The 12,593-nt window shown below is 43.4% G+C and carries 10 protein-coding genes; 8 read left to right on the top strand and 2 right to left on the bottom strand.

What is annotated here, in order from left to right:
- Positions 1-224: 224 nt before the first annotated feature.
- Positions 225-1,283 (top strand): efflux RND transporter periplasmic adaptor subunit, encoded by a 1,059-nt coding sequence (locus HF888_RS10960; RefSeq protein WP_007017372.1) that lies wholly within the window; start codon positions 225-227, stop codon positions 1,281-1,283.
- Between the two features lie 12 nt (positions 1,284-1,295).
- Positions 1,296-4,352: an efflux RND transporter permease subunit gene (locus HF888_RS10955; RefSeq protein ID WP_007017371.1), complete on the top strand. Its 3,057-nt coding sequence runs from the start codon at positions 1,296-1,298 to the stop codon at positions 4,350-4,352.
- Positions 4,353-4,674: 322 nt separating this feature from the next.
- Here the strand turns inward: HF888_RS10955 and HF888_RS10950 are convergent, their stop codons facing one another.
- Entirely contained in the window at positions 4,675-5,676 is a 1,002-nt protein-coding gene (locus tag HF888_RS10950; protein WP_007017370.1) for a DUF2804 domain-containing protein, read from the bottom strand.
- A 226-nt stretch (positions 5,677-5,902) separates the two neighbouring features.
- Here HF888_RS10950 and acs point away from each other — a divergent pair, with 226 nt between their 5' ends.
- Positions 5,903-7,849 (top strand): acetate--CoA ligase, encoded by a 1,947-nt coding sequence (gene acs / locus HF888_RS10945; protein WP_007017368.1) that lies wholly within the window; start codon positions 5,903-5,905, stop codon positions 7,847-7,849.
- Between the two features lie 94 nt (positions 7,850-7,943).
- On the opposite strand, the gene HF888_RS10940 is transcribed toward acs, so the two are convergent.
- Entirely contained in the window at positions 7,944-8,375 is a 432-nt protein-coding gene (locus HF888_RS10940; RefSeq protein WP_007017367.1) for an Hsp20/alpha crystallin family protein, read from the bottom strand.
- A 528-nt stretch (positions 8,376-8,903) separates the two neighbouring features.
- Between HF888_RS10940 and HF888_RS10935 the strand changes: the two genes are divergently transcribed.
- The 5 genes from HF888_RS10935 (at position 8,904) to HF888_RS10915 (ending at position 12,429) form a co-directional block, all read left to right on the top strand.
- The gene (locus tag HF888_RS10935) at positions 8,904-9,383 is read left to right on the top strand and encodes a hypothetical protein (protein WP_133308432.1); all 480 of its coding nucleotides are present in this window, start codon (positions 8,904-8,906) and stop codon (positions 9,381-9,383) included.
- 211 nt (positions 9,384-9,594) lie between these two features.
- On the top strand, positions 9,595-9,837 hold the full coding sequence (locus HF888_RS10930; protein ID WP_007017365.1) for a type II toxin-antitoxin system Phd/YefM family antitoxin: 243 nt from the start codon (positions 9,595-9,597) through the stop codon (positions 9,835-9,837).
- Positions 9,834-10,097 (top strand): Txe/YoeB family addiction module toxin, encoded by a 264-nt coding sequence (locus tag HF888_RS10925; RefSeq protein WP_007017364.1) that lies wholly within the window; start codon positions 9,834-9,836, stop codon positions 10,095-10,097. Before HF888_RS10930 ends, HF888_RS10925 begins: the two co-directional genes overlap by 4 nt.
- Before the next feature lie 393 nt (positions 10,098-10,490).
- On the top strand, positions 10,491-11,648 hold the full coding sequence (locus tag HF888_RS10920; protein WP_040297559.1) for a TolB-like translocation protein: 1,158 nt from the start codon (positions 10,491-10,493) through the stop codon (positions 11,646-11,648).
- A gap of 4 nt (positions 11,649-11,652) precedes the next feature.
- Entirely contained in the window at positions 11,653-12,429 is a 777-nt protein-coding gene (locus HF888_RS10915) for a hypothetical protein (protein ID WP_007017362.1), read from the top strand.
- The last annotated feature ends 164 nt before the right edge of the window (positions 12,430-12,593 follow it).

Below are 12,593 nucleotides of genomic sequence, written 5' to 3'. Positions count from 1 at the left end.
TCGAGGTTTTGTAATAGGATTGTTGCAAATATGAATCATAGATTTATGGTTATTCTATGGTTAATTTACAGATTATCACTTTGTGTAAAGCTGTCAATGTGCTACAAATGCGTCCTCATGAAATCAATATCTCGATATAAGTTAGTTCTTACTCAAACTAAGACTAAACTTTTTTATCAATACAAAAACGAACGGCATTAATCGCTATATCAAGGGAGACATCCATGGGCAGGTTATTTAAGGGTCTGCTAGCCATGGCCATTATTTCATTAGTGGCTTGTAGCAATGGCGAAGACCAAGGCCAAGAGCAAGAACAAGCAACGGTTGTTCAGCTGGCACAAGTAAAGGTGGCAAACCAAGAAAATGAGTTTTCGTTCCCTGCAAAGGTAATGGCAAAAACCACAGTAAATCTTGCATTTCAGGTAAGCGGGCGCTTACAAGAAATTAACTTGCCAGAAGGTCAAATGGTGAAAAAAGGCCAGGTTCTTGCCCGGTTAGAAGCTGAGCCATTTGAACGAGCAGTTCGTACAGCCAAGGTCCGAGTTAAACAAGCAAAACTAGAACTAGACCGAATCACAACCATTGCTACAAAAGGCATTGGTTCAGAGCAAAGCGTAGACAATGCCCAAGTCGCTTACGACCTTGCTCAGCTTGATTTAGAAAATGCACGTCAAAACCTAGAGTACAGTGTTTTAAAAGCACCGTTTGATGCGCTTGTTGCCAGTCGCTTAATTGAAAACGAGGGCTTTATCGCTACGGGGTCGCCTATTGCCCGTTTGCAAGATTTATCAAAAATACATTTCGAATTTGATGTCCCTGAGCGTTTAATTGCTAGATATAGCCGTGATCAAGTCTCCAAAGCAACGGCTTATATTGATGGCTCGATCGACAAAGAGTTTGATATCAAGTACGTCGAGCATAGCACCGAGCCTGATCCTGTTACTCAAACATATAAAGTGACGTATTCGATGAACAAACCAAGTGGTTTGGATATCACACCAGGGGTCCGTGCTACTGTAAATATTATTGGTGATAGCACGGGTATTCCTGCGATCTTAGGTGTACCTGTAACGAGTATCGTCACAAGCGCTAGTAACGATCTCTACGTATGGTTGTTTGATGCAGAAACTCAACGTATTAAAAAGCAACCAGTGACAACGGGTCCAATGTTGAAAGGCTATGTGGCTATTCTTTCTGGATTGGAAGAGGGTCAACAAGTGGTCTCTGCAGGTGTGCGCAAGCTAGAAGATGGCATGCTTGTTCGTCCATTTAAGATGCAATAAGCGGGTGTCAGTATGGATATAGCAAAAGCCTCAATACGAACACCGGTTAACACATGGTTATTGATCATCATATGCTTCATCGGTGGCATGTTAGGGTTAGGCGAAATTGGTCGCTTGGAAGACCCTTCATTTACCATCAAAGAAGCCATGGTTATCACCGCTTACCCTGGAGCGAATGCCGAGCAGGTTGAACAAGAAGTTACTGAACCATTGGAAGTAGCGATTCAACAGATGCCGCAAATCTATAAGGTGCGTTCAAAATCGAAGCCTGGAGTGTCTGAGATTCGCGTTGAAATGCAGCGTCATTATGATGGTACGCAGCTTCCTCAAATTTGGGATGAGTTGCGAAAGCGCATGCGCGATGTTCAGAACTCATTGCCGACGGGCACCCGTCCCATTCAAGTGGTGGATGATTTTGGCGATGTTTACGGCTTATATTACGCCTTAACAGCACCCGATTTTACACCTTACCAGTTGCGCGAATTTTCTCGCATTATTCGTCGTGATCTTTTGACTGTACAAGGTGTCACAAAAGTCTCTGTTCAAGGTGTTTTGAAAGAGCAAATTACGGTTCGCATTAATACGTCGCAGTTGGCAAATCTAGGTATTTCTTTACCGGATGTACGTGATGCATTAGCGCTCAACTTACGTCCTTATAGTAATGGCCGTTTGTATATGGATGGTCGTCGTATTCGCATTCCAATTGATAGCGCAGGCTCACAAGTAGACGCGATTCAAAATATTACCCTCGGTGTTCCGGGTACTACTAGTCAAATTCGTCTAAGCGATATTGCTGATGTTGCGCTCGAGGTTGTCGACATTCCTGACTTTTTAGCGCGCTACAATGGCGAGCCAGCCATCACGCTAGCGGTCGCAGCAAATTCTGAATCTAATGTGGTTGAAGTGGGAACGGCAGTACGACACCACATCGAAGATATACTTAAAGACCTGCCTGCAGGCATTGAATTGACTCCGATATATGATCAAGCACGCGTGGTTGATGAAGCGGTAGATGGCTTTATATTTAACCTCGTTATGTCAGTTGCTGTGGTAATTGCGACTTTGTGTATCACCATGGGCTGGCGTGCCGGTATTGTAGTGGGTTCCGTTTTATTACTAACCGTATTATCCACTATTTTAATCATGTGGTTGTATGGTTTGAATCTACAACGTATTTCACTTGGCGCTTTGGTTATTGCCATGGGTATGCTGGTGGATAATGCCATCGTAGTGGCAGAAGGCATGATGTTGCGTATGCAAAAAGGCTACAACGCGATTGAAGCATCCAGTCATGTTTGTAAGCAAACGCAATGGCCACTACTGGGTGCCACTGTTATTGGTATTGCCGCATTCTCTGGTATCGGTTTATCGAATGATGCAACAGGTGAGTTCTTATTCTCATTGTTTGCGGTTATCTTGATTTCCCTGTTAATGAGTTGGGTATTGGCCATTACCGTAGCGCCACTATTTGGTTCGTACTTCTTCAAGCAAGAAAATCAAAGCAGTGGTGAAGCCTTTGATACGCCGCTACACAATCGCTATAAAAAAGCCTTGAAGGCCGCGTTAGAAAAGCCAGGAAAAAGCGTTTTAATTTTGCTGGGCATTACCATTGTTAGTTACATGAGTTTTGGCTTTGTGAAGCAAGGTTTCTTCCCAGCATCCAATACGCCGATGTTCTATGTTAAATATTGGGGTCCTCAAAGTCGTGACATTCGTCAAACCGAAGAGTTTTTGAAAGAAGCTGAAAAAGTGGCACTGGGTTATGAAGAAATAACGGCAGTAACTACTTTTGTGGGACGTGGTGGTGAGCGTTATACCTTAACGTATGCGCCAGAACAGCCAAACGAAAGTTACGGCGAAATGATTATCCGCACGAAAGAGCGAGATCAAATTCCGCGCTTAGCTAAAGAAATTTCGGAAAAACTGCAGTCTATGGACCCAGATTCTGAAATATTTACGCAGCGCATCATCTTTGGCCCTGCTACTGGAGCAAAACTAGAAGCGCGTTTTTATGGTCCAGATAAAACGGTCTTGCGTGAACTCGCTTCGGCTGCAGAAGAGATATTCCAAGCAGATGGCAATATCATGGATATTCGTCACAATTGGCGTGACAAGGAATTAATCTTGGTTCCTGAATACGACGAATACAACGCAGGTGTTGCTGGTGTTACTCGTGCTGACTTTTCTGACGCGGTGAAGTTCTCTACCGATGGTTTGAAACTCGGAAAATTACGATACGAAGACTACACATACGACATTATTGCCAAAGCGTATGCGCCTGATTCTGACCATGAAGATCACGACGAGCTGCAAAAACTCAAAGATGCATTAGTGTGGTCGCCATATCAGCGAAGCTATGTACCACTTCGTCAGATTAGTCCGGATATGCAAGTACAAAGTGAAGACGTGCTGATCCATCGTAAAGACCGCATTCGCACGATTAGTGTATTCGGCGAGCCAGGTCCAGATGATACTGCAGCTGCTGCACTTGAGCGTATTAAAGCAGACATTGAAGCCATTCCATTACCTGCGGATTATCGCTTAGAGTGGGGCGGCGAATATGAAAGTTCTCGTGATGCACAGCAAGCATTGGGACAAGGCTTACCGCTTGGCTTCTTAGTGATGATTTTAATCACCATCTTCTTGTTTGGTACGGTGCGTGAGCCATTAATCATTTGGTTGATTGTGCCTATGGCCGTTTGTGGTGTCGTTGCAGGCTTATTAATTGCCGATTTACCATTTGGCTTTATGTCCTTACTGGGCTTCTTAAGTCTGTTTGGTATGTTGATTAAAAACGGTATCGTATTGCTTGAGGAAATCGACATACAAATCGAAACTGGCATGGATAAATACGATGCGGTGGTGGAAGCGAGTTTGAGTCGTTTGCGTCCAGTGTCTCTGGCTGCAGTGACAACGATCTTGGGTATGGCGCCGCTATTAACCGATGCGTTCTTCGCGGACATGGCTGTTACCATTATGGGTGGTTTGGCATTCGCAACCATACTGACCTTGATTGCTGTACCGGTATTGTTCTGTTTGTTCTACGGTATTCGTCGAAAGCAGTCTTAATCCGTTGACATAGATTCTCTGGTCTGACCGCTTCGCGTCAGCCAGAGAATGACGTGAGCTTATAATCGTCATTTCCGCTAAGGCGGTAATCCATCTAGTTGTTTCAAAACCTTTCCATGGATTCTCAATCAAGTTAAGAATGACATTAGCGTCGTCATTCCCGCGAAGGCGGGAATCCATCTAGTTGCTTCAAAACCTTTCCATGGATTCTCAATCAAGTTGAGAATGACATTAGCGTCGTCATTCCCGCGAAGGCGGGAATCCATCTAGTTGTTTCAAAACCTTTCCATGGATTCTCAATCAAGTTGAGAATGACAGACGATTACCACTTCGCATAATGGTCTTCACAAAAACCCAATGCACCATTAACAGTATAAATACCACCGCTCTCATCTTTTAACGTACCATAAAAGCGACCAAACAATTGGGTAAAGTTGCTGGCAATGAATACTGCATTGACTTTTTCCTTACGCTCGCCCTCTGGTTGAAAACGTAAATCCACATGACCATCGCTGGTGGTGATAACCCATTCTTCCATACGGTTTGAGCGATCAAATTTAAACCGGGCACGGTCTAATTTAATCATGCGATCATCAATCCATAATGCGTTTTCGGTTTCGCTGGTTTCGTTGACACCCGCGGCCAAGTTTAGACCTACTTTATTACCTGTTGAGGTGTAAGCACTTAAACTCGACCACATCCAAAAGGTTTCGCGACGCATGTGTCCGCATGACCAATCCACGCTGGCCAACATGTTCTTGCAATCAAACTGATGTTCGCGCCAACGCACGCTGCCACTCACATCTAAGGCTGTTTGCTTTTGTGTAAATTGCCAGCCGCTATAACCGGCGCGACAGCATACAGAAAGTGGAGGAGTGTTTTTGGGCTCGCTAATGGTTACGTCTGCCTTTAACGCACCAAGAGAAACCTGTAAGCGACGACTATCATTTTGGCAATCAATACGGACGTGCTTATTACCGCTTTTAAAATGCCATTTTCCACCATTGGGCTGCAAACTGGTTTGCAATCCGAGTCCGAAAGGTTTTAGATAAGAATATTCTTTAAATTGTTTCGTACTGGGCTGATAAATATAAGCAAAACAGTTGCTTACCCACTTAAGGTGAACCAGAGCAACACCCAGTATGAAGTCGTCGCCCGTGATGGCGATAAATTGAAATTGGTTAAACCCCATATGCCGACGCCACTTGGATAATGGTTTATCCATGGCATTACGTAGATCAAAGTCCATGTAATTAATGGTATGAGGGCTGTTGGGGTAGCATCCAAAGTCGATTTGGCCCTTGGAATCAATAAGTTGCTGCATGGATAGACTCAAAGCAAAAACAATGAGTTTATCCCTATGCCGCTACTAAGCTAGGTTCTATCGGGCCAAGCCGTGGATGAAATTATGCCAAAGTCTAATAACAACTTGATTCAGGCTAAAACACAATGGAGTCAATTTACATGGTTAGTTGGCAAAAAGCGCTAGCCTATGCTTTGCAAACCATACTGGTTATCGAAAGCCTGCAGGAAGAAGACAGGAGAGACTTATGTCCGAAGTGAAGCTACATCCCGTGATGTCCGGTTGGTCAGATCGCGCTCATCTTGATAAAGAAGATTACGAGGCCATGTATCAGGCTTCCATCAATGACCCGGAAGGATTCTGGCGTGAGCATGGCCAACGCCTGCATTGGTCCAAGCCCTACACTCAAGTAAAAGACGTTAGTTACGACGAAAAAGATCTACACATTAAATGGTTCCACGATGGCGAGTTAAACGTCTGCTATAACTGCGTAGACCGTCACCTTGCCGATAAAGCGGAACAAACCGCCATTATTTGGGAAGGGGATGATCCGAAAGACGACAAAACCCTCAGCTATGCGGACCTGCATTTAGCCGTAAGTCGCTTCGCCAATGTTTTAAAAGATATGGGCGTAAAAAAGGGCGATGTGGTTACGCTTTATATGCCGATGGTGGTTGAAGCTTCATTAGCCATGTTGGCCTGCGCGCGGATCGGCGCCATACATAGTGTGGTCTTTGGTGGCTTCAGTCCTGACGCCTTGGCGGGTCGCATCGAAGACTGTAATAGTAAATTCCTAATTACCGCCGATGAAGGTATTCGCGGTGGCAAAACCATTCCACTCAAAGCCAGCGTGGACGAAGCATTAGGTAAAGCCGGTACCGAGTGTATGGAAAAAGTACTCGTCGTTACTCGTACCGGAGCTAACGTAAACTGGGTAGAAGGGCGCGATGTAAAATACGAAGATGCGCTGAAGAATGTAAAAGACGAATGCCCAGTGGAAGCCATGAATGCAGAGGATCCATTGTTTATTCTTTACACCTCTGGCAGTACCGGAAAACCCAAAGGCGTCTTGCATACCACGGGTGGCTATTTGGTGTATGCCGCCTTTACTCACCAATACGTGTTTGACTATAAGCCCGGTGATATATATTGGTGTACTGCTGACGTAGGTTGGATTACAGGTCATAGCTATATGATTTATGGTCCACTAGCCAATGCTGCCACCACCGTCTTATTTGAGGGGGTACCTAATTATCCCGGTGTTAACCGCATGGCCCAAGTGGTGGATAAACACCAAATCAATATTCTTTATACCGCACCTACCGCCATTCGTGCGCTGATGGCCCATGGCGATAAAGCTGTCGAAGGTACAAGCCGTAAAAGCCTGCACCTTTTGGGTACCGTGGGTGAACCCATCAACCCAGAAGCGTGGGAATGGTATTTTAAAACCATGGGTGACGAACGTTGTCCTATCGTTGATACTTGGTGGCAAACGGAAACCGGCGGTATTCTGATCAGCCCGTTACCGGGAGCGACCGATTTAAAACCCGGTTCTGCGACGAAACCTATGCCGGGCGTACAACCGGCGGTCGTGGATAACGAAGGCAATATACTAGAAGGCGCCACTGATGGTGCTCTGTGTATTCTGGATAGCTGGCCTGGACAAATGCGCACGGTCTATGGCGATCATCAGCGCTTTATCGATACCTACTTCAAAACTTTCCCGGGTAAATATTTTTCTGGTGATGGTGTGCGCCGCGATGAAGACGGTTACTACTGGATAACTGGTCGAGTAGACGACGTACTGAATGTATCAGGCCACCGCATGGGGACTGCCGAGATCGAAAGTTCGTTAGTGGCGCACCCTAAAGTATCCGAAGCCGCCGTGGTCGGTTACCCTCATGACATCAAAGGCCAAGGGATTTATGTGTACGTCACGCCAATGGTCGGAACGTCACCTAGCGAAGAGCTAAATCAAGAGTTAAAAGACTGGGTGCGTTCGGATATTGGCGCAATAGCGACGCCCGACTTGATTCAATTTGCACCGGGCTTACCTAAAACCCGAAGCGGTAAAATCATGCGCCGTATCTTGCGTAAATTAGCCGCCAATGAATGCGACAATTTAGGCGATACCTCCACGCTGGCGGATCCTAGCGTGGTTGATACTTTGATGAAAGAGCGCTTAAATAAATAGCGCTTTAATAGAGAGCGAAAAAACAAAAGGCTGCTTGCTTCCATGAGAGAAGCAAGCAGCCTTTGTCTTTTTAGTATTCCATCCAGTGACGTTTTTACTTCACTTGGACTTCCACTTGTTTCGGTTTTTGTTTTTCCACTTTAGGTATATCCACTTCAAGTACACCGTCTTGGAAGTTCGCCTGAACATCTTCCCCTTGCACATTATCTGGCAAGGTAAAGCTGCGGCGGAAAGAACCAAAACTGCGCTCTACGCGATGTACCTTTTTATCCTTCTGCTCATGAACATTTTCGCGCTGACCACTCAAGGTCAAAATGCCATCATGAACCGTTACTTTAATATCGTCTTTCTTCACACCGGGTAATTCAGCGTGAATGTGGAACGCCGCATCGGTTTCCGAAACATCCACGCTTGGATACCAATCACTGCGTGTTATTTCTTCATTAGAGGCCACGCCGCGGGCAGGGCGGTAGCGATCTAAAACAGCTTCCATTTCACGGAACGGATCCCAAGTTGTTAATTTCATAATCAGCCTCCTGAGTTTTATATACTCAAAGTTCAGTTAAAAAGATTGCGCATGGCCAATTACTGCAAAGTCTCGCAATCAGTCTTTGTTAATCATGTATGTCATATCTAGTTAAACGTAAAGTCGACTTCGTTTGCTTAATAAATAGGAGCGATTAATGGATATTCAAGGGGCACCCTATATAAAAAAATAGAAAATTGATAAGGGTCAATAAAACCGGAAGATTTAAAGCAAGGCATCCAAAAAGCGAGAAAGGAGGCTCAAATAGTGCTAGATGAGCCTTTGAAGTTAGAGACGAGTGTCCTTAGATAAATGTTTACGAAGGCTATCTGCGCCAGTTTCTAGAGTGATGAGTATCGAGGCTTGGTATACTAGAAGTCCGAGGAAAAGACATGCAGAATGAGATATTATCGAATAAATAGTTGCCAATGGAGAACCCTAGCATTTATGAAAAATCGAGCACACCTGCAACTTATTTTTAGTTCCATTACTTCCACTAAGCGATGTGCATTTTCTAGAAGACTTTCAGTGAAATCTAAATATCTCTTACCGACTTTATTGGTAGCGAGTTTCTCTGTTTTTGGAAATAACATGTGCAATGTAGAAGATAGAGTCATCTTTTCTTGTGAAATGGGAAATAAAAACGTATCAGCTTGTTTAACACCCAATGCCACTGTTAATTACATTTATGGGAAAGAAGATAAAGTCGAAATAAAATTGAATTCTCCTGTTTTTAGCAGCACATTTTGCCCGGGTGGTGGAATGAGCAGGTTAAGATTCCAAAATGGTGATTATAGCTATGTTCTTTATGACGTTATGTGCAATTCACGGCAAGTTGGTGATGGGCAATGGAGCAAGTCAGAGTATTCTGGTTTATTGGTTCTAAATCGAGACAAAGTCATCGCTCAAAAGTACTGTACCGGATTTGAAGATGATATTCTTGGCATTAATTCAGGTATCTTACCCAAAGAAGTACAACGTGAGGAGTTTAACTATGACCTCCCATGATGTTCGTCAGGCTATGGAGGGGCGAGCATTTGAAGCTCCCTTCGCAAGCTAGCTCCTAGTCAAGTAATATCCCAAAGTCGTCGCCCGGCATCTACCTCTCCTAAAAGCTTATATCTATATCAAAAACATCAGTTTAATCAATTCAGTACGTCTTGACGAACGTACGTAATGGCGTACAATTGTGCAAAGGTTGAACACTTTGAGGTGTGTCATGGCAGGTATTACAGCTACAGAGGCGCGCAGTAATCTTTATCGTTTGATTGACGAGACGGCAGAGTCACATCAGCCAATCGTGATTACTGGCAAGCGCAATAAGGCGGTTTTGATTTCTGAAGAAGATTGGTCCGCTATTCAGGAAACCCTTTATTTGCTATCGGTTCCTGGTATGCGGGAGTCAATACGTGAGGGGATGGATACCCCAGTGGATGAATGCGATGAGGAGCTGGACTGGTGACATGGAAGTTGGTTTATACTAAGCAAGCCCAAAAAGATGCGAAGAAATTAGCCTCCAGTGGTCTTAAACCCAAAGCCCAAGAGCTGCTGTCCTTGATTGCTGAGGATCCCTACCGCAAGCCGCCGCCATTCGAGAAGTTAATTGGTGATTTGTCAGGCGCTTACTCAAGGCGCATTAACATTCAACATCGATTAGTTTATCAAGTCATCGACGAAGAGCAGGTAGTGAAAGTTTTGCGTTTGTGGAGTCACTACGAATAAGAAGAAGTTCATGCAGGGACTACAGTGCTGGTAAACCCTCAATTTATGCATAGTGCAATAACGTAAATACACCGATCAGATATAAAATTAATCAATAGCTTTTCTTAAACAATCATCCCTAACCCTACAGCAACCGCCAATAACAAAGGCCCGAGAACCTAGGCTCGGTTCTATACTGCCTAAATTATAGAATCATTTATGCAAGGTTTTGATTTTTTGTTACATAGTTCAAATAAACTCTCTAACATCATGATTATCACCTTTAAAAGGTACTATTGAGTAATGAAATACATTATTCTGATCAGCTATTGATCTCTTGCTGATGTTTGAGTAGTGCTTGAATGTCAGATTTGGGAGTGGGAATTAATACGTAATATGAGATAACGGATTATCATGAAGAACCTCTTGAATGCTCTCTGCATATTGGCTATTTCAGCCTTTCTTTTTGGGTGCATACCACCATCCTCTGATTCAAATAATAAACCTAAGCAATTTGAGACTAAATTTCAGGATCGATATCGATGGGGGGTCTATAAGCTACATACTCCAATAATAGAGAAACAAGATCTAGCGTGGGAAAACAAACCCTACTTGATGTTTTCTATGGCGAAAAGTCGCGATTACAACTCAATTCCAGGTATCTACAGAATTAATCTTGAGGGTACTAAAGTTGAGCAAGTTTTTAGTGAAGACGAGATCTCAAAACTATTTAAGGGTGTTAAGTCTATCGATATAGAAGGACCAATGTATTTATCACCTGATCGTAAGTATTTAGCGTTGATGTATCGAGAAAGCTATCTTTATAACTTCCTATTAATCAACATGGAAAATAGACAAGTTGAGCATAGCGTTAATAAAATTGATGAACATTCTAAGGTGTTTTGGTCGCCTGATAGTCAAACTGTCTATTTTTATGATAGAGATTTCAATTTGTTTAAGTATGATTTGAAATCTAAAAGCCAAGAGCCAATCATGTCGGATTATTCATATAAGCCGAGTCGTCGCTCTGAAGCCCGCATTGAAATATATCCTTCTGAAAATCTTGTACTTGTCCCCTTGGGGGATATGCATTTTTATGACTTGTCTACCGGTGAATACTTACGCACCGAGCCAAGGGAAAATTATCCAGGATACCAAACACATATTCCGGGTATACGAGTTGTCGAGAAATCAAAAAAATATCACGAAAACGCAGTTTTCTTAAAGCAAGGGTCGCCATTGATGGATGAGAATATCATTGGTGAAATTCACCCACACTTAGATACAAAGTACTTGTCGACAATAGGGCCTGCGCTGACTATTGGATCTGATAGATATTTTATAATTGATCATGACGATATAGATTATGCTCAGCAGTGGCGGTATCACGGCAGTGATTATAAGAAACCTTATACGGACAATATCAGTATCGTCAATATCAGTGATTCGACATTGCGGGAAGTGTATTGTGATAACAAAAATGAGGAATATGAACCATTCTGTATAGCAATATCAGGCTGGTTATCCAAAAGCGCATTGGCGTCAATGAATAATGATGTTGACAAGGAATGACAGCATGAAAATATTATCACGAATCTTTTTGGGGCTCTTGTTTACACTGCTTGCGTTAACTGCGACTTGGCTGGGTTTTTGGATATTCAATACAATTTATGAAATATTCCATATCCAGTATACGGTTATAGCGATTGCTTTGTTATGTCTCGTAACCGTACTAGTAATTTTTTCTACTCGCTTTTTAAAGCGCTATAGAAACGAAGTGTGGTCTAAGAGGAAGGTCAGTGTTGTTTCTAACGCTTTTAGAACGGTCACTATCCTTATTATGATTGGTTTTTCAATCAATCTCTTTATGAACGGTGGGCGGTATATACTCAATATAGCAACGCATCTAGAAAACCCTCACGTTCAGAATTATGAGTTTAGTTATAATGGCTGTGAGGCATTTCACGAAAACATCTATTATGAAATTGTTGTGAGGGTATTGCAGGATAAAGCTGAAAATGATGAATTTACAGAAGTTATGAAGAGTTGGCTTCCTATGCTGGGCGTTTGCCGATACTTTGATGACCCCCGAAGACCAAATAGTAAGGTTTTGGTAGGCCTCATTGGTGAGGCCTCCGAGACAGAGCCAGAACCAAATGCTTCGATGAGCTTGTTCGCAGATAGAACAAAAGTCTTGATCAAAATTTATAAATATCTACTACATGCGTTGTTTGTTTATAGGCCGCCGATCGCTATATTTAATGATGTTCAGCTAAGTAATGATTCTTATACTGAGCGGAAAAGAAAGCTTATGACACCTCCGCCACCCCCGCCTCGGGGATGGAAGCCTTAGGCAGGTTTAAGGTTTTTGGATTTGATGTAGTCGCTTTAACCTGCAACTACCGTCGTCGAATCCACAGCAGTCGCCAATAACAAAGGCCCGACAACAAGTACTGCTAGGGCCTTTTCTCGAATAACCGCTGCCAATCCTGCTTTCTCTCAACTGTTGATACGGCT

It is taken from the genome of Bermanella marisrubri, assembly GCF_012295615.1.
In the GTDB taxonomy this organism is placed as follows: Bacteria; Pseudomonadota; Gammaproteobacteria; order Pseudomonadales; family Oceanobacteraceae; genus Bermanella; species Bermanella marisrubri.
The sequence above is the reverse complement of the archived record's forward strand: the minus strand, read 5'-3'. Positions and strand labels throughout refer to the sequence as shown.

Excerpts from the sequence above, each read along its gene's own strand:
- HF888_RS10955 (WP_007017371.1), top strand. The coding sequence starts at position 1,296 with ATGGATATAGCAAAAGCCTCAATACGAACACCGGTTAACACATGGTTA.
- HF888_RS10940 (WP_007017367.1), bottom strand. The coding sequence starts at position 8,375 with ATGAAATTAACAACTTGGGATCCGTTCCGTGAAATGGAAGCTGTTTTA.
- HF888_RS10960 (WP_007017372.1), top strand. The coding sequence starts at position 225 with ATGGGCAGGTTATTTAAGGGTCTGCTAGCCATGGCCATTATTTCATTA.
- HF888_RS10915 (WP_007017362.1), top strand. The coding sequence starts at position 11,653 with ATGAAAATATTATCACGAATCTTTTTGGGGCTCTTGTTTACACTGCTT.
- HF888_RS10920 (WP_040297559.1), top strand. The coding sequence starts at position 10,491 with ATGAAGAACCTCTTGAATGCTCTCTGCATATTGGCTATTTCAGCCTTT.
- HF888_RS10950 (WP_007017370.1), bottom strand. The coding sequence starts at position 5,676 with ATGCAGCAACTTATTGATTCCAAGGGCCAAATCGACTTTGGATGCTAC.
- HF888_RS10930 (WP_007017365.1), top strand. The coding sequence starts at position 9,595 with ATGGCAGGTATTACAGCTACAGAGGCGCGCAGTAATCTTTATCGTTTG.
- acs (WP_007017368.1), top strand. The coding sequence starts at position 5,903 with ATGTCCGAAGTGAAGCTACATCCCGTGATGTCCGGTTGGTCAGATCGC.